The organism is Microbacterium algeriense, from assembly GCF_008868005.1.
Lineage (GTDB): Bacteria > Actinomycetota > Actinomycetes > Actinomycetales > Microbacteriaceae > Microbacterium > Microbacterium algeriense.
Window position 1 is genome coordinate 1,321,465 of sequence record NZ_WAAO01000001.1, and the last position, 16,722, is coordinate 1,338,186.

At 70.8% G+C, this 16,722-nt stretch carries 21 protein-coding genes; 13 read left to right on the plus strand and 8 right to left on the minus strand.

Annotation, left to right across the window (positions count from 1 at the left end; all coding sequences use genetic code 11):
* Window positions 1–6 precede the first annotated feature (6 nt).
* From F6A08_RS06545 to F6A08_RS06555, 3 genes are read left to right on the plus strand one after another with little or no spacing between them, the layout of a single operon-like run.
* Window positions 7–660 carry a hypothetical protein gene (locus F6A08_RS06545; RefSeq protein ID WP_151458952.1) on the plus strand — a complete coding sequence of 218 codons (654 nt, stop codon included), beginning with the start codon at window positions 7–9 and terminating at the stop codon, window positions 658–660.
* Window positions 657–1,706 carry a DUF916 domain-containing protein gene (locus F6A08_RS06550; protein WP_225855758.1) on the plus strand — a complete coding sequence of 350 codons (1,050 nt, stop codon included), beginning with the start codon at window positions 657–659 and terminating at the stop codon, window positions 1,704–1,706. The genes F6A08_RS06545 and F6A08_RS06550 overlap by 4 nt, the downstream gene beginning before the upstream one ends.
* 41 nt (window positions 1,707–1,747) lie before the next feature.
* Window positions 1,748–2,269 (plus strand): GNAT family N-acetyltransferase, encoded by a 522-nt coding sequence (locus F6A08_RS06555; protein ID WP_124896063.1) that lies wholly within the window; start codon window positions 1,748–1,750, stop codon window positions 2,267–2,269.
* On the opposite strand, the gene F6A08_RS06560 is transcribed toward F6A08_RS06555, so the two are convergent.
* Window positions 2,238–2,852, minus strand: coding sequence for a flavodoxin family protein (locus F6A08_RS06560; RefSeq protein ID WP_017202645.1), 615 nt, complete (start codon window positions 2,850–2,852; stop codon window positions 2,238–2,240). The two genes, F6A08_RS06555 and F6A08_RS06560, sit on opposite strands and share 32 nt — an antisense overlap.
* Before the next feature lie 90 nt (window positions 2,853–2,942).
* Here F6A08_RS06560 and F6A08_RS06565 point away from each other — a divergent pair, with 90 nt between their 5' ends.
* The gene (locus F6A08_RS06565; RefSeq protein ID WP_017202644.1) at window positions 2,943–3,146 is read left to right on the plus strand and encodes a hypothetical protein; all 204 of its coding nucleotides are present in this window, start codon (window positions 2,943–2,945) and stop codon (window positions 3,144–3,146) included.
* Window positions 3,147–3,158: 12 nt separating this feature from the next.
* Here the strand turns inward: F6A08_RS06565 and F6A08_RS06570 are convergent, their stop codons facing one another.
* From F6A08_RS06570 to F6A08_RS06580, 3 genes are read right to left on the minus strand one after another with little or no spacing between them, the layout of a single operon-like run.
* Entirely contained in the window at window positions 3,159–3,761 is a 603-nt protein-coding gene (locus tag F6A08_RS06570; RefSeq protein WP_151458953.1) for a GNAT family N-acetyltransferase, read from the minus strand.
* Window positions 3,762–3,779: 18 nt separating this feature from the next.
* Window positions 3,780–4,175 carry an ImmA/IrrE family metallo-endopeptidase gene (locus F6A08_RS06575; RefSeq protein ID WP_017202642.1) on the minus strand — a complete coding sequence of 132 codons (396 nt, stop codon included), beginning with the start codon at window positions 4,173–4,175 and terminating at the stop codon, window positions 3,780–3,782.
* A gap of 48 nt (window positions 4,176–4,223) precedes the next feature.
* On the minus strand, window positions 4,224–4,598 hold the full coding sequence (locus tag F6A08_RS06580) for a helix-turn-helix transcriptional regulator (RefSeq protein WP_225855759.1): 375 nt from the start codon (window positions 4,596–4,598) through the stop codon (window positions 4,224–4,226).
* A 118-nt stretch (window positions 4,599–4,716) separates the two neighbouring features.
* On the opposite strand from F6A08_RS06580, the gene F6A08_RS06585 reads away from it, so the two are divergent.
* The 3 genes from F6A08_RS06585 to F6A08_RS06595 are packed head-to-tail and all read left to right on the plus strand — an operon-like array spanning window position 4,717 to window position 6,306.
* Window positions 4,717–4,923: a helix-turn-helix domain-containing protein gene (locus F6A08_RS06585; RefSeq protein ID WP_017202640.1), complete on the plus strand. Its 207-nt coding sequence runs from the start codon at window positions 4,717–4,719 to the stop codon at window positions 4,921–4,923.
* A gap of 31 nt (window positions 4,924–4,954) precedes the next feature.
* Window positions 4,955–5,884 carry an aldo/keto reductase gene (locus F6A08_RS06590; protein ID WP_151458954.1) on the plus strand — a complete coding sequence of 310 codons (930 nt, stop codon included), beginning with the start codon at window positions 4,955–4,957 and terminating at the stop codon, window positions 5,882–5,884.
* 32 nt (window positions 5,885–5,916) lie between these two features.
* Window positions 5,917–6,306 carry a PLD nuclease N-terminal domain-containing protein gene (locus tag F6A08_RS06595; protein WP_151458955.1) on the plus strand — a complete coding sequence of 130 codons (390 nt, stop codon included), beginning with the start codon at window positions 5,917–5,919 and terminating at the stop codon, window positions 6,304–6,306.
* Window positions 6,307–6,309: 3 nt separating this feature from the next.
* On the opposite strand, the gene F6A08_RS06600 is transcribed toward F6A08_RS06595, so the two are convergent.
* From F6A08_RS06600 to F6A08_RS06610, 3 genes are read right to left on the minus strand one after another with little or no spacing between them, the layout of a single operon-like run.
* Window positions 6,310–7,278 carry an epimerase gene (locus F6A08_RS06600; protein ID WP_151458956.1) on the minus strand — a complete coding sequence of 323 codons (969 nt, stop codon included), beginning with the start codon at window positions 7,276–7,278 and terminating at the stop codon, window positions 6,310–6,312.
* Window positions 7,275–7,910: a DUF4166 domain-containing protein gene (locus F6A08_RS06605; protein ID WP_151458957.1), complete on the minus strand. Its 636-nt coding sequence runs from the start codon at window positions 7,908–7,910 to the stop codon at window positions 7,275–7,277. Before F6A08_RS06605 ends, F6A08_RS06600 begins: the two co-directional genes overlap by 4 nt.
* 37 nt (window positions 7,911–7,947) lie before the next feature.
* Window positions 7,948–8,565 carry a TetR/AcrR family transcriptional regulator gene (locus F6A08_RS06610; RefSeq protein WP_151458958.1) on the minus strand — a complete coding sequence of 206 codons (618 nt, stop codon included), beginning with the start codon at window positions 8,563–8,565 and terminating at the stop codon, window positions 7,948–7,950.
* Between the two features lie 108 nt (window positions 8,566–8,673).
* Between F6A08_RS06610 and F6A08_RS06615 the strand changes: the two genes are divergently transcribed.
* Both F6A08_RS06615 and F6A08_RS06620 read left to right on the plus strand, forming a co-directional pair.
* Window positions 8,674–9,480: a sugar phosphate isomerase/epimerase family protein gene (locus F6A08_RS06615; RefSeq protein ID WP_151458959.1), complete on the plus strand. Its 807-nt coding sequence runs from the start codon at window positions 8,674–8,676 to the stop codon at window positions 9,478–9,480.
* Window positions 9,480–10,619 carry a Gfo/Idh/MocA family protein gene (locus F6A08_RS06620; RefSeq protein WP_151458960.1) on the plus strand — a complete coding sequence of 380 codons (1,140 nt, stop codon included), beginning with the start codon at window positions 9,480–9,482 and terminating at the stop codon, window positions 10,617–10,619. Before F6A08_RS06615 ends, F6A08_RS06620 begins: the two co-directional genes overlap by 1 nt.
* A 28-nt stretch (window positions 10,620–10,647) precedes the next feature.
* On the opposite strand, the gene F6A08_RS06625 is transcribed toward F6A08_RS06620, so the two are convergent.
* The gene (locus tag F6A08_RS06625; RefSeq protein ID WP_151458961.1) at window positions 10,648–11,841 is read right to left on the minus strand and encodes an ROK family transcriptional regulator; all 1,194 of its coding nucleotides are present in this window, start codon (window positions 11,839–11,841) and stop codon (window positions 10,648–10,650) included.
* A 114-nt stretch (window positions 11,842–11,955) separates the two neighbouring features.
* Between F6A08_RS06625 and F6A08_RS06630 the strand changes: the two genes are divergently transcribed.
* Genes F6A08_RS06630 through F6A08_RS06645 form a run of 4 tightly spaced genes read left to right on the plus strand, consistent with a single transcriptional unit; the run spans window position 11,956 to window position 16,722 of the window.
* On the plus strand, window positions 11,956–13,065 hold the full coding sequence (locus F6A08_RS06630) for a Gfo/Idh/MocA family protein (RefSeq protein ID WP_151458962.1): 1,110 nt from the start codon (window positions 11,956–11,958) through the stop codon (window positions 13,063–13,065).
* On the plus strand, window positions 13,062–14,585 hold the full coding sequence (locus tag F6A08_RS06635; protein WP_151458963.1) for a sugar ABC transporter ATP-binding protein: 1,524 nt from the start codon (window positions 13,062–13,064) through the stop codon (window positions 14,583–14,585). The genes F6A08_RS06630 and F6A08_RS06635 overlap by 4 nt, the downstream gene beginning before the upstream one ends.
* Window positions 14,582–15,676, plus strand: a complete 1,095-nt coding sequence (locus F6A08_RS06640) for an ABC transporter permease (protein ID WP_124896052.1) — start codon at window positions 14,582–14,584, stop codon at window positions 15,674–15,676. The genes F6A08_RS06635 and F6A08_RS06640 overlap by 4 nt, the downstream gene beginning before the upstream one ends.
* The gene (locus tag F6A08_RS06645) at window positions 15,673–16,722 is read left to right on the plus strand and encodes an ABC transporter permease (protein ID WP_017202627.1); all 1,050 of its coding nucleotides are present in this window, start codon (window positions 15,673–15,675) and stop codon (window positions 16,720–16,722) included. Before F6A08_RS06640 ends, F6A08_RS06645 begins: the two co-directional genes overlap by 4 nt.

Here is a 16,722-nt window from a genome sequence, read left to right on the forward strand (position 1 = left end):
ACGAAGATGCACACATACTCGTCCCCGCGCCGATCGGCACCGCTCCGGATCACGGCGGCGGTGCTGGGTGCCGCCGTGCTCGCCGTCGGTGGCGGAGCGCTCGCCGCGACCGCCGCGGAGGAACAGGGAGAAGGCGACGTCGACGTCACCGTCGACATCGCGCCGGTCGAGCAGCCGGGCGTCCTGGCGATGAGCATCGCCGGCACCACGGCGGCGCTCACCGAGTCGGGCTCCACAGCCCTGACCAGACAGTTCGTGGGGAGTCTTCCCCGCGTCACGGTCACGGACACGCGGACGTCGGCCGAGATCCCGGATGGCGCGTACTGGTACGTGCTCGGCACGGCCAGCGACTTCGTCGGCAGCGCCGGGCAGCCCGGCATCACCGCCGGGCACCTCGGGTGGCGTCCGTCGCTGGTCGACGGCGGTGCCTCGGGACTGGTCGCGGTCGGAGACGAGGTGATGACCGAGCTCGACGAAGAGACCCTGCCCGGCAATGACGTCGGACTCGTCGACGAGGAGCTGCTTGCCATGACAGCCGACTCCGCGGAGATCGCCACGGAAGGCCGGTGGACGGCCGAAGCGGAGCTGTTCCTCAAGACGGACGTCGCGGTGTCTCCGGGAGAGTACACCTCCGTCCTCACTCTCTCGCTGTTCGAGTGATCCTCCGCCGCGCGGCCCTCGCCCTGATCGCCGTCGCGTTCAGCCTGACGACCGTCGACGCCGCCCTCTCCACGCTGCCGGCCCACGCGGAGGGATCGGAGCCGACCGTCTCCTGGGCGGCCGTCCCCGCCGACGAGGAGGGGCCGGACGGCCGGCGGTGGGTCGAGAACGTGCTCGACCCCGGAGCCTCGAAGACGGAGCATCTCGCCGTGACCAACCTCGGCAGCGACCCGGTGACGTTCGCGCTCAAGGCGGCCGACGGCTATTTCACCGACACCGGCCGCTTCACCATGCTGCCGTCCGCATCGACGTCCGTCGACGCCGGCACCTGGATCGCCGTGCAGGACACCGTGGACGTGCAGCCAGGGGAGACCGAGGTCGTGGCCTTCACGATCAGCGTGCCGGAGGGCGCGGCGCCCGGAGACCACCCCGCGGGCATCGCCGCCACCGTCCTGGCCAGGCCCGCCGCGGGAGACCCGCAGGGGGTCGGCGTCGAGGGGAGAGTCGGCTTCCGCGTGCTGACCCGGGTGACGGGCGATCTGACACCGGCGCTGGCCCTCGACGACGTCGTCGTGAGGTACGAGTACTCGTGGAACCCGTTCGCGCCGGGGCAGGTGTCGGTGGAGTACACGCTCCGGAACGAGGGCAACGTGGCGCTCGGTGTCAAGGATCGGGTGTTCTCGGTGTCGCCGGGCGGCGACGATCCCGGAGAGACCGGTTCCCCGGAACTCACCGAGATGTTCGCGGGCGACGAGCGCACCATCCGCAGCGAGGTGCAGGACGTCTGGCCGCTCGGCCCGCTCACCGCGCGGGTCGCGGTGCATCCGACGGCGCTGCAGGGCGGGGAGCCGGTGCTCGAGCCGGCCACTGCGGAGGTCACCGCGTGGGTGTTCCCGTGGCCGCAGTCGGCCGTCGTCCTGATCGTCGCGGTCACCGTCGTCCTGGTGCGGCTGGACATGCGCCGCCGCCGCCGGGTGTGGGCGGAGCGCATCGCCGAGGCGAGGGCTCTCGGGCGCGCCGAGTCGGACGCCGGGACAGCGGGGTGAGCAGGGGCGACGGTGTCGGCGGCCCGTGTCATCATGCGAGCATGGACACCCTCCGCCTTCGGCTCTGGTCCGAGAACGACCTCGAGCTGCTTCACGCCGCGAACACTCCGGCGATGACGGCGCATCTCAACGGTCCGGAGAGCGCGGAGGAGATCGTGGAGCGCCATGCGCGCTACCTGCGCCTCCGGGATTCCGGCGAAGCCCGCCCTTTCGTCATCGAGGACGAAGCCGGCGAGTCCGTCGGATCGATCGCCTTCTGGCACATGGACTGGCGAGGAGAGCCGGCCCTGGAGACGGGGTGGTTCGTCCGTCCGGAGGCGCAGGGTCGAGGGGTCGCGTCCTCCGCGCTCGCCCTCCTCGTCCAGGACGCCCGCATGCATCGAGACGGCAGGCGATATCTGACGGCGTTCCCCGCCGTGGACAACGCCGCCTCGAACGGGGTGTGCCGGCACAACGGCTTCGCGCTCGTCGGCAGTCTGACCGAGCGGTTCCGCGGGGCGGAGCTGACCGTCAACGAGTGGGCGCTCGACCTCACGACGGCGTCGGATACACCTGCCCCTTGAGCAGCCGCGCGAGGTGCGCGGCGTTGGCCGTGGAGGTGCGGATGGCGGAGGCCACCTTCTCGGGCGTCTCGTCGAGGTCCTTGTAGTCGGTCGTGTGCATCGCTTCGCCGTTCCAATACACCGATCCCTGGGCGGGGACCGTGAAGCCGACGTCGTTCAAGGCCTGGAACAGGATCGCCGCGATGTGATGGGCGCCGTCCTCGTTGCCGACGATGCCGGCCACGGCCACCTTGTCGAACAGGGTCGGGCGGCCGCGCGCGTCGGTCTCGCTGAGCTCGGCGTCGAGGCGTTCGAGGACCCGCTGCGCGACGCTCGAGTGCTGCCCCATCCACGTGGGCGTCGCGAACACGAGGATGTCGGCGTCCAGCACGCGGCGGCGGATGCTCGGCCACTGGTCGTCGCCGCCCATGTCCTTCTGCACACCGGGGCTGAGCTGGAGGTCGACGGCGCGCACGAGGCTGCCGGTGACCCCGTGCCCGGCGAGCGCGTCGAGCATCTGGGTCGCGAGGAGATCGGAGCTGGAGGCCGCGGGCGAGGGCTTGAGGGTGCAGGAGATCGCGACGGCCGTGAGGGGAGCGTTCATGCTCTCAGGACACCAGGCGATCGTCCGGACGCACAGGGGCTTTCCGCAACCGGGCTATCCTGGTAGACGGCACCGACGACAGGAGATCCCGTGATCCTCAGCTTCCTCTTCTTCATGATCCTCTTCCTCGGGGGCTTCTGGCTGTTGGGCATCGCGCACGAGCTGCCGGACTTCCAGGCGCTCACCTTCTGCGGCGGCCTCCTGCTCGTCACGCTCGCCCTGGCCTTCGTGCTCCGGGAGCGCGGTTCGGCCACCCGCCGTTCCAAGAACTGGTCGGGCAACCCCACCGAGTGATCTCGGCCGGCGTCACCGGCGCCGCGCGAGCCGCGCTTCGAGGTTCGCCCTGACCGCCGGCCACTCCGGCTCGATGATCGAGTATTCGACGCTGTCGCGCAGTGCGCCGTTGCGGTAGCGGCTCATCGCGCGCATCACGCCGTCCTGCTTGGCGCCGAGCCGTTCGATCGCGGCTCGGGACTGGAAGTTCACCCACTGCGTGGTGAGGCCGACCCGGAAGACCCCGAGCGTCTCGAAGGCGTGCCGCAGCAGGAGCAGCTTGGACTCCGCGTTGGTGCCGCTGCCGTGCGCGGACGGTCGGTTCCACGTATAGCCGATGTGCAGCCGGGGTACGTCGGCGACGAGGTCGTAGTACGAGGTGAGTCCGAGCACGCGACCGGCGGCATCGAAGGCGGTGAACGGGACCATCTCGCCCTTGTCGACGAGCGAGATGCGACGGTCGACCTCTGCTGCGACACCGTCGGGTGCCGGCACCGACGTGTACCACGCCGTCTGCCACAGGTCGCCCTCCTGGACCGCCTCGATCAGCCCGTCGATGTGCGAGCGATCGAGGGGGCGGAGCTCCACGAGCTCTCCGGTGAGGGTGACGGGGGACGGGGCGACGAGGAAGGCCATGACGACATTCTCGCGGACTCACGCGGCAGCGACGGGCACCGCGCCCTGGCGCAGAAGCCGCTGGTAGGCGAGCACCAGTTCGATCGTGACGTCGAGCTCGAACGCCAGGCTCGCCAGGTGCGGGCCCCGGAGCAGCTCGGCCTCGGCGTATGCCCGCGGACTGATGAGCCGTGACGCCGCCCACTCGTCGGCCTGCCTCTCCTGCTGCGCGCGGATCGCCGAGGTCGTCGCGGGACCATGCCCGAGGTGCGCGTGGCCGAGCTCATGAGCGAGCACGCTGCGCGCGGTCCGCACGCGCATGCCGGGACTGAGGCGGATGGTGCTCGTCGCCGGGTCGAATCCGCCGAGAGTGGGGCCGCTGCGCTCGACCACGCGCAGGCGCTGATCCTCGGCGAGACGGAGCAGGTGCTGCATGGTTCGCCCCCCCGTGCGGTTGCTCTCCGGGGTGCGGCACGCCCCGGTCTATTGGTAGAGGTCGTCCGTGTCGGCGTCGTGTCGGACGCGGGATTCGAAAGCGGCCTCGGGGGTATCTTGTCGCGGGCCTGCGACATCGAGGGGGCGGCGGATCGGCGTGACCCGTCCCGCCGCATCGCCGTCGGCCCGGAGCCGCTCCTCCGCACGGGCGAGCAGCATGTGCGGCTCGAGATGCAGGGTCGCACAGACCGCGTACACGACGGGCACCGGGATCGCGCGCTTGCCCGTCACGTAGTTGTCGAGCGCGCTGCGGGCGATCCCGATGCTGCGCGCCATGGCCGCGATGCTGCTGCGCTCCGCCGCGATCTCCGCACGCATCTGACGACCGACCGCTTCGTTGTATTCCTCGGCAGATGTCTTCACCCGGCTCACCATAGCAGCGCCCCGACGCCAAAATGCCGACATTCTGGCTCATTCGAGAGTCATGCGTGTCCGATCGGGGTGTTACTGTCGGCGCATGGGGACACAACTGCGTCGTTTGTTGGCAACCGAGGTCGAGAGGGCGCGGCTGCACGCCGGGGTCTCCTTCTCGCAGCTGTCGGACCGTTCGGGCATCGCTCCCGGCGCCCTCGCCGACCTCCTCGAAGGGCGAGAGGACTTCACGGTCGTGGATCTGGTCCGCATCGCCGGCGTACTCCGGGTGCCGGTCACCGCGCTGCTGCCCGGCGCGGCAGGCGACGGCTCCTGACGCGGTCCGCTCCGGGCGGTAGCGTGGGCGCATGAAGACCGTTCCCTTCGGATCCACCACCGCCCCCGCCGTCGTCGCCGGGATGATGCGCATCGACGACAAGGATGACGCTCATATCCGGTCGCTGTACGAAGCCGCGCGCGCGTCCGGAATCGACTTCTTCGATCACGCCGACATCTACGGCGGGAGCATGCACCACTGCGAGGAGCGCTTCGCGGATGCGCTGCAGCTCAGCGCGTCCGAGCGCGACGAGATCGTGCTGCAGACCAAGTGCGGCATCGTGCCGGCACAGGGCATGTTCGACTTCTCCTACGACCACATCGTCGGTCAGGTCGAAGGCTCGCTGCGTGCCCTCCGCACCGATCGCCTCGATGTGCTGCTGCTGCATCGCCCCGACATCCTCGTCGAGCCGCAGGAGGTGGCCCGCGCCTTCGACGATCTCGAGGCCGCGGGAAAGGTCAGGGCGTTCGGCGTCTCGAACCACACGCCGCGTCAGATCGACCTGCTGCGCACGGCCGTGCGGCAGCCGCTCGTCGCCAACCAGCTGCAGCTCTCCCTGACCCACGCCCCGATCCTCGCGCAGCCGGTTGCGGCCAACATGGCCGCCCACGAGCAGAGCGTGGTGCGGGACGGCGGCGGCATCGTGGAGTACTGCCGCATCAACGGGATCACGATCCAGGCCTGGTCTCCCTTCCAGGACGGCTTCTCGCACGGGGTCTTCCTCGGCAACCCGGCCTACGCCGAGCTCAACGAGGTGATCGATCGGCTCGCTGCAGCCCACGACGTCACGCCGCTCGCGATCGCGACCGCCTGGATCACCCGGCACCCCGCCGGAATGCAGGTGGTCCTCGGCACGACGACCCCGCAGCGGGTGCGGGATGCCGCCGCCGGAGCCGACCTCGAGCTCAGCCGTCCCGAATGGTACGAGCTGTTCCGGGTGGCCGGTCACCTGCTCCCGTAGGCGGTCACCGCCGCGTCGTCTACCCTGAACTCATGCCGTTCCTGTTCTCGCTCCTCGTCATCGCGTTGATGATCGGCGCGCTGATCGACATCATCACCCGGGACAACGTGCTGGTGAAGCACCTGCCGAAGATGGTGTGGATCATCATCGTGATCCTGCTGCCGTTGGTCGGCAGCCTGCTGTGGTTCGCGATCGGTCGGGAGTACGGTGAGGCGGGCATCCCGATCCCGCGGATGCGGAGGTCCGAGCGGCCGCCCGCGCGGACCGACGTGCGACCGGCGCCGCCCACGGACACGCGGACGACGGAGCAGCAGATCGCGGACCTCGACCGCGAGATCGAGGAGTGGCGACTGCGCCAGGAGATCGAGAAGCGCCGGCGCGACGGCGAGGCGCCGACCGGGTCCGCCGAAGCGGGCGCGTAGCGCCTAGGCGGCCGGGGCGAGATCGAAGGATTCGCGGATCGCGTCCTCGAGCTCCGGGTAGCGGAACGTGAACCCCGCCGCGGTCAGCTTCTCCGGCAGCACCCAGCGGCTCTTGAGGATCAGCTCGGTCTCGGTGCGGATGCCGATCGCGCCGAGCTCCAGCATCCAGCGCGGCAGGGGAGGACCGACCCGCACGCCGAGCACGCGACGGACGGTCGCCATGAACTCCCGGTTGTCGACGGGGTGCGGTGACGCCACGTTCACCGGACCGGTCAACGACGGGGTCTGCTCCAGGAAGTCGATGATGCGGGCGACGTCCTCGATGTGCACCCAGCTGAACTTCTGACGGCCCCGACGGGCTCCGGGGAGATGGCCGGTTCCTGCGGCGCGGCGCGCACGGCTCACCGGCCAGCGGCCGTCGTACTGGGGGCCGCCGAGGCCCAGCCGCGCGAGATTCCGCAGCGGCTCGAGCACACCGCCGTGCCCCAGCACGATGGCGCTGCGCAGGGCGACGCGTCGTGTGCCGGGCAGGTTGCCGGCGAACAGCGCCCGCTCCCACGCCTTCGCGACCTCGACGGAGAACCCGGAGCCGATCTCGCCGGTCGCCTCCGTCATGGGCCGGTCCTCCGCGTGGCGGTAGATGGTGGCCGTCGAGGAGTTCACCCAGAGCTCGGGCGGGGCGGAAGCCCGGGAGATCGCGGTGCTCAGCGAGCTCGTGGTGTCCAGTCGCGATCGGAAGATCTCGGCGCGGTTCTCCGCGGTGTAGCGGCAGTTGACGCTCTTGCCCGCGAGCCCGATCACCAGGGTCGACCCGTCGACCGCGCGGTCGATCGCGGCCTGGTCGCCCCACCGGATGTCCGCGCCGGAGCGCGAGATCGTCACGACCTCGCGTCCATCCGTCCGGAGTCGGGAGGCGAGGAAGCGCCCCATGAATCCGGTGGCTCCGCCGATGACGACCCGACCTGTGCTCATGGGTGCTGCTCCCTGTCCTCGAGATGCTGGATGCGATAGGTGAAGTCGCCCCGATACTCGTACACCCGCCCGAGCACGGGTGCGTCGATCGTCAGGTCAACGCGTTGACGGTCCAGAGCGTCGTCGAAGCGCTCGGTGAGCCGGACGACGGGGGCGAACGCCCGGGGGAGGCGCAGACGGAGCCTGCCGAGCCGGAGCCCCACAGCCCTGCTGGTCAGGTGGAGGGCGCCGTCGGCGACGTCGACGTCGAAGCAGGCGGCGACGAGGCCCGGTTCGCCGAGCTCATCCACGACGCGTCCGTGTCGCGTGAGCGCGACCGCATCCCGCATGACCCACGGGCCGCGCGCGAAGTGGAAGGTGCGCTCGCCGATGCTGCGGGAGGCGATCGTCCGGTTCTCGATGCCGAACGGCACATCGTGCTCCCACGCGGCGGCGACGACGCCCCGACGCTCCAGGAGGCGCAGCACCGGCCAGATCCACCGCCGGGGCGTGCCGACGGACTGGAACACGCCGTCGCCGACGCCGACCGCGCCATCCGGGACGGCCTCGAAATACGCCCGCAGTCGCGGATGCAGGTCGTGGATGCGCTCGCCCAGCGCCCTCGCGTACGGGGACTGCGGCACGGGCGTCACGGTTCGAGCCTAGCCGGGGCGAGAGCCTCGGGACGGCTCAGCTGCCCGGCCGCAGCAGTCGGTCGAGCAGTGCGAGCGCCTCGTGCTGCGGCGCGGTGTCATCCAGCAGCCATTGGGTCTGCAGGCCGTCCGAGGCGGCGACGACCAGGGCGGCGACCGCATCCGGGTCGACATCGCCGCGCATGCGGCCCTGCTCCTGCTGCTGCCGCACGGTGTCGGCGAGGCTGTCCCGCAGGCGCGAGAACCGGTCGGTGGCGAAGGCGCGCGCCGCCGGATGCCCCTCTTCGAGGGCGGACGCGACCAGCGTCGAGTAGAGCTGCACGAGCCCGGGGACCGCGCGGTTGGTGCGAGCGGACTCGATCATCATCTCCACCGGCGTCGCGTCCGGCGCCGGGGGCGCGGACTGTCGTCCCGGAGCGTAGCTCTCCCGGTACACCGCGACGAGGAGCTCCTCGAGCGAGCCGAAGTAGTGCGTGAGAGCGGCGTGGGTGACGCCGACCTCGCGCGCGATGGCCCGCAGGCTGGTGCGATCGGAGCCGCGCTCGGCGAAGACCTCGATGGCGCGGTCGAGGATCTCCTGTCGTCGGGCGATTCCCTTGGCGTAGGCGCCACGCCGCCGGGCGGGATCGGCGTGCTCTGCGGACTCGACGGGCATGGGGGGAGTCTAGCGAATCAAAACTTCCGGTTGGAGGTATTTGGTGATAGCGTCCTTTCCGCAGGGCGCACGCCCTGCCCGTCACCGATGACCGAAGGAGCACGACCGATGACGATCCGGACTTCCCTGCAGCTGTTCACGATCAAGGACGAGCTGGAGGCCGACCTCGAAGGGTCCCTCGCCGCCGTCGCCGCCCGCGGCTTCACGGCCGTCGAGCCCTACGACTTCGTCCGCCGCGCGGAACCGCTCGCCGCCGCGCTCTCCGCCGCCGGTCTCGTCGCGCCGTCCGGGCACGCCTTCCTCGCATCCGAGTCCTTCGTCAACCCGGACGGCAGCGGCACGACGCTTCCGGTGCCGTCGCCGACCGAGGTCTTCGCCGCGGCCAAGGTGCTCGGCATGGACACCGTGATCGACCCGTACACGGAGCCGGCCCGCTGGGAGTCCGTCGCGCAGATCGAGGAGACCGCGCGTCTGCTCAACGAGGCGGCCGCCATCGGCGCGACCGTGGGGGTGCGGGTCGGCTACCACAACCACGCGCACGAGCTGGAGGCGGAGTTCGACGGCGTCACCGGGCTCGAGGTGCTCGCCGGCCTCCTCGACGAGCGCGTCGTCCTGGAGGTCGACCTGTACTGGGTCGCCCGCGGTGGCGTCGACCCGGTCGCCCTGCTGGAGCGTCTCGGCGACCGTGTGATCGCCGTGCATGCCAAGGACGGCACGCTCGACCCGGCGCTCGCCGGCGCCTACCCGCCCGCCGACCAGGTGCCCGCGGGTGAAGGCTCCGTGCCCCTCGTCGAAGCCGTCGCCGCCGCTCCCGCTCTCGAGCTGGCGATCGTCGAGTTCGACCACTACGAGGGAGACCTGTTCGACGCCATCGAGCGCAGTCGGGTCTACCTCGACGAGAAGGTCGCCGGCTGATGGCGATCGGCAGCGGCCCCGTCGGCGTCGGCATCATCGGCGCCGGCAACATCAGCGACCAGTACCTGTCGAACCTCACGACCTTCCCCGACGTCCGCGTCCTCGCGATCGGCGACCTGCTCGAGGAGCGCGCGAAGGCGCAGGCCGAGAAGTACGGCGTCCCGCGGGCAGGTGGAGTCGCCACCGTGCTCGAGGACCCCGAGATCGACGTCGTCGTGAACCTCACGATCCCGGCGGTGCACGTCGAGGTCTCGGAGGCGATCCTCGCGGCGGGCAAGCACGTCTGGACCGAGAAGCCGATCGGCGTGAGTCGCGAGGAATCCCGCCGACTCCTGGGGAAGGCGGAGGAAGCCGGGCTCCGCATCGGGGTGGCACCCGACACCGTCCTCGGACCGGGCGTGCAGACCGCGAAGCGGGCGATCGCGCGGGGCGACATCGGTCGTCCGCTGTTCGCCCAGACCACCTTCCAGTGGTCGGGGCCGGAGATCTTCCACCCGAACCCCGCGTTCCTGTACGCCAAGGGCGGGGGGCCGCTGCTCGACATGGGGCCCTACTACGTGTCGGCGCTCGTGCACGTCTTCGGCCCGGTCGCCTCGGTCGCCGCTCTCGGGCTGCAGGGCACACCCACCCGCCGCGTGCAGGTCGGCGAGCTCGCCGGGCAGGAGTTCCCGGTCGAGATCCCCTCCACACTCAGTGTCCTGATGGACTTCGAAGGCGGCGGTCAGGCGCAGAGCCTGTATAGCACGGACTCGCCCATCATCCGCCAGGGGATCGTGGAGATCACCGGCACCGAGGGCACGATCGCGATCCCCGACCCCAACACCTTCGGCGGCGCGATCACCATCACCCGACCCCTCACTCGTCTGTTCGTCCCGCCCGAGCCGATCGAGCAGGAGGTCGTCGACGTCGTGCAGGAGGGCGTGCTCTCCGGCCGCGGCGTGGGCCTGCTGGACATGGTGCGCTCGATCGCCGCCGACCGCCCCCACGTCGCGACGGGGGAGTTCGGCTACCACGTGCTCGACACGCTGCTCTCGATCGAGGAGGCCGCGGAGGCGCGCCGCTTCATCGAGGTGGAGAGCACCCTGGATCAGGTGGGTTCGATCGCCGCGGACTTCGATCCGTTCGAGGCCACGCTCTGAGCCCCGCGCGTGACGGCGGGGGCGCGGTTCAGCGCGCCTTCGCCGCCACGTAGCCGTCGACGCTCGCGGGAGAGAGCACCTCGCGGGCGACCATGATGGCCGCACCCAGCACCGCCGCGCGATCGCCCGCCTGGGACTGGACGATCGCGAGGTGCTGGGTGGCGAGCGGGATCGACCGGCGGTACACGACCTCGCGGACCCCGGCGAGGAGATGCTCGCCGGCGCGGGCGATGCTGCCTCCCAGCACGATGATCGACGGGTTGAGGAGGTTCACGACGGTGGCGAGCACCTCGCCCACGTCGCGTCCGGCCTGACGCGTCGCCTCGATGGCTGTCGGGTTCCCGGCGCGTACCAGGTCGACGACGTCCGAGGCGCCTCGCACGTCGAGGCCCTCCGCGCGCAGGGCGATGGCGAGGGCGGATCCGCTGGCGAGCGCCTCCAGGTCGCGTTCGTCGCCGGGCGGCCTGGTGGATCCGGCACCGGCGGGGACCTGCACGTGGCCCATGTCGCCCGCCGACCCCTGGGCGCCGCGCTGCAGCTGCCCGCCGGCGATGATCCCGGCGCCGATGCCTGTCGACACCTTCACGAAGATCAGGTCGTCCACCTGCGGCCAGCTCGTCGCCTGCTCGCCGAGCGCCAGGATGTTGACGTCGTTGTCGACGAGCACCGGCACGTCGAAGGTCCGCTGCACGTACGCCGGGATGTCGAACCGATCCCAGCCCGGCATGATCGGCGGGTTGGTCGGACGGCCCGTCGAGTGCTCGACGGGCCCGGGAACCCCGATGCCGACGCCCACCAGTGGCAGCCCGTCGGCGGTCGTCGCGAGCAGTTCCGCGGCATCGGCGAGGATCGTGTCGAGCAGCGGCTCAGGGCCGTCCGCGATGTCGATCGCGCGGGTCCGCGCATCGAGGATCATCCCGGCGAGGTCGGCGACGGCGACGGTCGCATGCGTCGCCCCGAGGTCGACGGCGAGCACCAGCCCGGCGCGGGGGTTGAAGGCGACGCGGGCGGGCGGTCGTCCCCCTGTGGACGCGGCCTCACCGGCGGGGCGGAGGAGGTCGGCGGCGAGCAGCGCGTCCACGCGCAGGGCGACGGTCGAGCGGGCGAGACCGGTGAGGGCGGCGAGTTCGGCCTTGGTTCTGGCGGTGCCGTCGCGGAGGATCTGGAAGATCTCTCCGGCGCCGGGGGAGGGCGCCGGCGTCGGCCTGAGCACATCAACCATTTCGTCAGTAAACCACAGCACTTCGGCGCACCGGCGCTCGACTTCGAATTTGTGTCGGCAGACTTTTGACGAATTGCTAGCAAAAGTCGGAAGGTCTGTGTCAGAATCAGCCGCATGACAACGGATGTCACTGACACCGGTCTCGGAACGATCCGAGCCGGCATCCTCGGCGGAGGATTCATGGCGCGCGTGCACCGCACAGCGGCGCGGGATGCCGGAGCCGAGCTGCGGGCGGTGGCCACCCGCTCGGCGGCGGGGAGCCGGGACGCCGCACAGGCGCTGGGGGCCGAGCGGGCGGAGGTCGACGCCGCGGCGCTCCTCGACGCCGCGGACATCGACGTCGTGCACATCTGCACCCCGAACACCACGCATGCGGATCTCGCGCTCCGGGCTCTGAACGCCGGCAAGCACGTCATCTGCGAGAAGCCGCTCGCCACGACCGCCGAAGACGCTCGGATGCTCGCCGAGACCGCGGAGACTCGCGGACGCGTGGCCGCCGTCCCGTTCATCTACCGCTACCACCCGATGGTGCGCGAGGCGAGGGCCCGGATCGCCCAGGGCGAAGCCGGCGAGCTCCTCACCCTCGACTGCTCCTACCTGCAGGACTGGATGCTGCTGCCCAGCGACGACGACTGGCGGGTGCGGTCCGAGTCCGCCGGGGCCTCCCGGGCGTTCGCCGACATCGGCTCGCACCTGTGCGACCTCATCGAGTTCGTGATCGGCGAGCGGATCCGCACGCTGAGCGCGCGCACGCGTCGGGTCTTCCCCGAGCGCTCGGGTCGCGTGGTCGATACGGAGGACATCGTCGCAGTGCTCGTCGAGACGGAGTCGGGGGCACTGGGGACACTGCTCATCTCGCAGATGGCCGCCGGTCGCAAGAACGCCCTGACGCTCGAGCTGCACGGTGCGCGGCAGAGCCTCCGGTTCGAGCAGGAGCGCCCGGAGGAGCTCTGGATCGGCATGCGCGAGGAGTCGCGGCTGCTGCTGCGCGACCCCGCGGTCTCCGCCCCGGATGCGGCACGGCTGCAGCGGGTGCCTGCGGGGCATGCGATGGGCTACCAGGACGCGTTCAACGGATTCGTATCCGACGTGTACGCCGCGATCGCGGGCGCGCAGCCGGAGGGCCTGCCGACGTTCGCCGACGGATGCCGCTCGGCCGTGCTCACCGAAGCCGTGCTCGACTCGGCGGCCGACGGCGGGCGCTGGGTGGAGGTGGCGGCATGAGCGCGACGACGACGCAGCCGGTGCTGCAGGTGTCCGGCATCCGGAAGTCCTTCTTCGGCGTCGAGGTGCTGAAGGGGATCGATTTCGACGTCCGGCCGGGCGAGGTGCACGGTCTCGTGGGCGAGAACGGCGCGGGCAAGTCGACCCTCATGAAGATCATCGCGGGTGTGCAGCCCGCGGACGAGGGCGTGATCGCGTATCGCGGCGACGAGGTGCGGCACACGCAGCCGAGACAGGCGATGGACGCCGGCATCGTGACGGTCTTCCAGGAGTTCACCCTGCTGCCGGAGCGGACGGTCGCGCAGAACGTGTACCTCGGGCGCGAGCCCCGGCGGGGCGGGTTCGTCGACCAGCGGGCGATGAACAGCAGGACGGCGGAGCTCCTCACCGACCTCGGGGTGTCGTTCATCGAGCCTCAGGCGCGTGTCGGATCGCTCACGGTCGCCGAACAGCAGATCGTCGAGATCGTCAAGGCCCTCTCGTTCGACGCGCAGGTCATCTCGATGGACGAGCCGACGGCCGCGCTGAGCGACCGCGAGGTCGAGCTGCTGTACGCGATCGTCCGGCGTCTCACCTCGCGCGGGGTCGCCATCATCTACGTCTCGCACCGGCTGAAGGAGATCTTCGACCTGTGCGACCGCATCACGATCCTGAAGGACGGCGCGCTGGTGTCCACCGACGACACCACCGCCCTCACCACCGACGAGCTCGTGCGGCGGATGGTGGGCCGCTCCATCCAGTCGTACTTCCCCGACGCGCTCCCGGGGACGACGGTCGGCGCACCGCGACTCGAGCTCGACGGGTGCGGCAACGCCTACGTCGACGGGGTGTCCCTGACACTGCGTGCGGGGGAGATCGTCGGCGTCGCGGGGCTGCAGGGGTCCGGACGCACAGAGCTCGTGGAGGGGGTGTTCGGCATCCAGGCGTTCAGCCGCGGAACGATGCGCATCGACGGGACTCCGGTGCGCATCACGAGCGCACGGGCCGCCGTGCGCGCGGGCCTCGCTCTCGTCTCCGAGGATCGCAAGGCGCAGGGTCTCGCGCTCGGGCAGTCGGTCCTCGACAACGCACTCCTCGTGGTGCGCGGCGTCTTCGCCGGTCGCACCGCCGCCTCGCGGCGCGAGGTCCCCGGCATCCTGTCCTCTCTCGAGGTCAGCTCGCGCGGCGTCGACCAGGAGGTCCGCTTCCTCTCCGGCGGCAACCAGCAGAAAGTGGTGCTCGCCAAGTGGCTGCTCACCCGGCCGCAGATCGTGCTGTTCGACGAGCCCACCCGCGGCATCGACGTCGGCGCCAAGTACGCGGTCTACCAGCTGATGCGCGAACTCGCCGCGCAGGGGAAGGCCGTGCTGATGGTGTCGAGCGAGCTGCCGGAGGTGATCGGCATGAGCGATCGCATCCTCGTGATGCACGACGGCGAGCTGGTCGCCGAGCTCCCGGCCGGCTCGGCGGAGCACGAGATCCTGGGAGCTGCGACCGGCGCGCACACACCGGGGACCACGGCGGAAGGGGGCGCGCGATGAAGCGCCTCCGGATCGATTCCACCCTGATCGTGCTCGCGATCCTCCTGCTCGTGATCGTGGTCGGCGCGATCCTGGTCGGCACGGTCGGACGCAACTTCCTGAGCGCGGGCAACATCCGCGACATCCTCACCGGGATGAGCGTGCTCGGCCTCGTGGCGATCGGCCAGACGCTCGTGGTGCTGGGAGCCTCGCTCGACCTCTCCGTCACCTATGTGATCAGCCTTTCGAGCCTGCTGGCCGCCACGATCATGAACGGCAACGCCGGCAACATCCCGCTCGCGGTGGTCGTCACGCTGCTGGTGTGCGCAGGGATCGGCCTGCTGAACGGGCTCATCGTGACCGTGCTCAAGGTGAACGGCTTCATCGCGACGCTCGGCGTCGGCCTCATCCTGCAGGGCATCCTCAACACGAACTTCGAGGGCGCGGCGGGCAGCGTGCCGTGGGCGTTCCAGCTCATCGGTGCGACCGGCGTCGGGCCGATCCCGGTCTCCACGCTCATCATGATCGTGCTCGCCGTCGTCGTCTGGCTGCTGCTGAACCGCACCCGGACGGGCGCTCACCTGTACGCGGTGGGAGGCGACCCCGAGATCGCCCGTCTGTCCGGCGTCCGCATCCGGATGCCGCTGATCTGGGCGCACGTGCTGTGCTCGGTGTTCGCGGGGCTCGCGGGCCTGCTGCTCGCCAGCCGTCTCGGCGTCGGCAGTCCGACCGTCGGGCAGCAGGGCGGATACGCGCTGCTGTCGATCGCGGCGGTCGTGCTGGGCGGGACGCTGCTGCTGGGCGGCCGCGGATCGATCTGGGGCACGATCGGCGGTGTCGCGATCCTCGCGGTGGTCGACAACGTGATGAGCGTCATGCAGATCAACCCCTTCCTCAAGGACGTCGTCCGCGGGGTGGTGATCGTCGCCGCGGTGGCCGTGTACAGCCGCCGGTCGATCGTCCGCCGCCGGCCGCGCTTCGGCCCCGGGGGAACGCGCACCGGTGGCGACGACGCGGCGAAGGCCGCCGAGCCGGAGATGGCGGCGGCCGCGGCCGAACTGGCCGACGCGACGCCCGATACCACCCCCGCCGCGGAAGGAGGGCGCGCATGAACGCGCTGCGCACGCTCGTGAGCCCGCGGGGAGCGGTGTTCCTGCTCCTCGTGCTCCTGCTGGTCGCCGTGACCGTCCTCAACCCGAGCTTCGCCGAACCAGGGCAGTTCATGCGCTTCCTCCAGCGCGTGGCCCCCATCGCGATCGTCGCGATCGGGCAGTACTTCGTGATCATCGCCGGGGAGTTCGATCTGTCGCAGGGATCGCTCATCACCGCACAGGTCATCATCGCCGGGAACCTGGTCGGGCAGGACGACGCACGCACGGTCCCCGTGCTGCTGCTCATGGTCGTGTTCGCCGTCGCGGTCGGCCTGGTCAACGGTCTGCTCACCACGCTGCTGAAGGTGCCGTCGTTCATCGTCACGCTGGGGATGATGCTCGCTCTGCTCGGCGGGGTGATGTGGTGGACCGGGGGAGCGGCGACCGGGAACCCCGCGGACAGCTTCCGGGAGATCGGCCGCGGCGGCATCCGCGAGGTGCCCCTTCTCGACTTCCTGCCGTGGGCGGTGCTGCTCCTGATCGTCTGGCTCGCCCTCGGCATCTGGATCACCAAGCGCCCCCTGGGCAAGACGCTCATCGCGGTCGGCGACAACCCCAGGGCCGTGGACTACGCCGGGGCGCGTCGTGCGTGGGTCACGACCCGAGCGTTCGTCATCTCCGCCCTGTCGGCGACCCTCTCCGCCGTCCTGCTGGTCGGCTACGCCGGCGTGCACCCCTCGGTGGGTCGCGGCTACGAGTTCACCGCCATCACCGCGGTCGTCCTGGGCGGCGTCGTGCTGGGCGGCGGCCGGGGCTGGATCGTCGGCGCCGTCGCCGGCGCCTTCGCCCTCGAGGCCCTGTTCATGCTCCTGAACATCGCGGGCGTCCCGTCGACCCTGCGCGATGCCGTCCAGGGCGTCATCATCATCGCCGCCGTCGCCTATTCCGCCGTGGCCTTCCGTGCCCGACGTCGACGGGGCCCGCAGTCCTCGGAGACGGTCACGGACGAACCCGTGACCGCTCCCGCACCGACCCGCACCATCCACACAGAAATCAGAGGAGATTAG

Coding starts and splice junctions, on each gene's coding strand:
- F6A08_RS06610 (WP_151458958.1), bottom strand. CDS start 8,565: ATGCCCGTCGAGTCCGCAGAGCACGCCGATCCCGCCCGGCGGCGTGGC.
- F6A08_RS06555 (WP_124896063.1), top strand. CDS start 1,748: ATGGACACCCTCCGCCTTCGGCTCTGGTCCGAGAACGACCTCGAGCTG.
- F6A08_RS06575 (WP_017202642.1), bottom strand. CDS start 4,175: ATGCAGCACCTGCTCCGTCTCGCCGAGGATCAGCGCCTGCGCGTGGTC.
- F6A08_RS06635 (WP_151458963.1), top strand. CDS start 13,062: ATGAGCGCGACGACGACGCAGCCGGTGCTGCAGGTGTCCGGCATCCGG.
- F6A08_RS06570 (WP_151458953.1), bottom strand. CDS start 3,761: ATGGCCTTCCTCGTCGCCCCGTCCCCCGTCACCCTCACCGGAGAGCTC.
- F6A08_RS06590 (WP_151458954.1), top strand. CDS start 4,955: ATGAAGACCGTTCCCTTCGGATCCACCACCGCCCCCGCCGTCGTCGCC.
- F6A08_RS06600 (WP_151458956.1), bottom strand. CDS start 7,278: ATGAGCACAGGTCGGGTCGTCATCGGCGGAGCCACCGGATTCATGGGG.
- F6A08_RS06545 (WP_151458952.1), top strand. CDS start 7: ATGCACACATACTCGTCCCCGCGCCGATCGGCACCGCTCCGGATCACG.
- F6A08_RS06615 (WP_151458959.1), top strand. CDS start 8,674: ATGACGATCCGGACTTCCCTGCAGCTGTTCACGATCAAGGACGAGCTG.
- F6A08_RS06620 (WP_151458960.1), top strand. CDS start 9,480: ATGGCGATCGGCAGCGGCCCCGTCGGCGTCGGCATCATCGGCGCCGGC.
- F6A08_RS06645 (WP_017202627.1), top strand. CDS start 15,673: ATGAACGCGCTGCGCACGCTCGTGAGCCCGCGGGGAGCGGTGTTCCTG.
- F6A08_RS06595 (WP_151458955.1), top strand. CDS start 5,917: ATGCCGTTCCTGTTCTCGCTCCTCGTCATCGCGTTGATGATCGGCGCG.
- F6A08_RS06640 (WP_124896052.1), top strand. CDS start 14,582: ATGAAGCGCCTCCGGATCGATTCCACCCTGATCGTGCTCGCGATCCTC.
- F6A08_RS06625 (WP_151458961.1), bottom strand. CDS start 11,841: ATGGTTGATGTGCTCAGGCCGACGCCGGCGCCCTCCCCCGGCGCCGGA.
- F6A08_RS06630 (WP_151458962.1), top strand. CDS start 11,956: ATGACAACGGATGTCACTGACACCGGTCTCGGAACGATCCGAGCCGGC.
- F6A08_RS06560 (WP_017202645.1), bottom strand. CDS start 2,852: ATGAACGCTCCCCTCACGGCCGTCGCGATCTCCTGCACCCTCAAGCCC.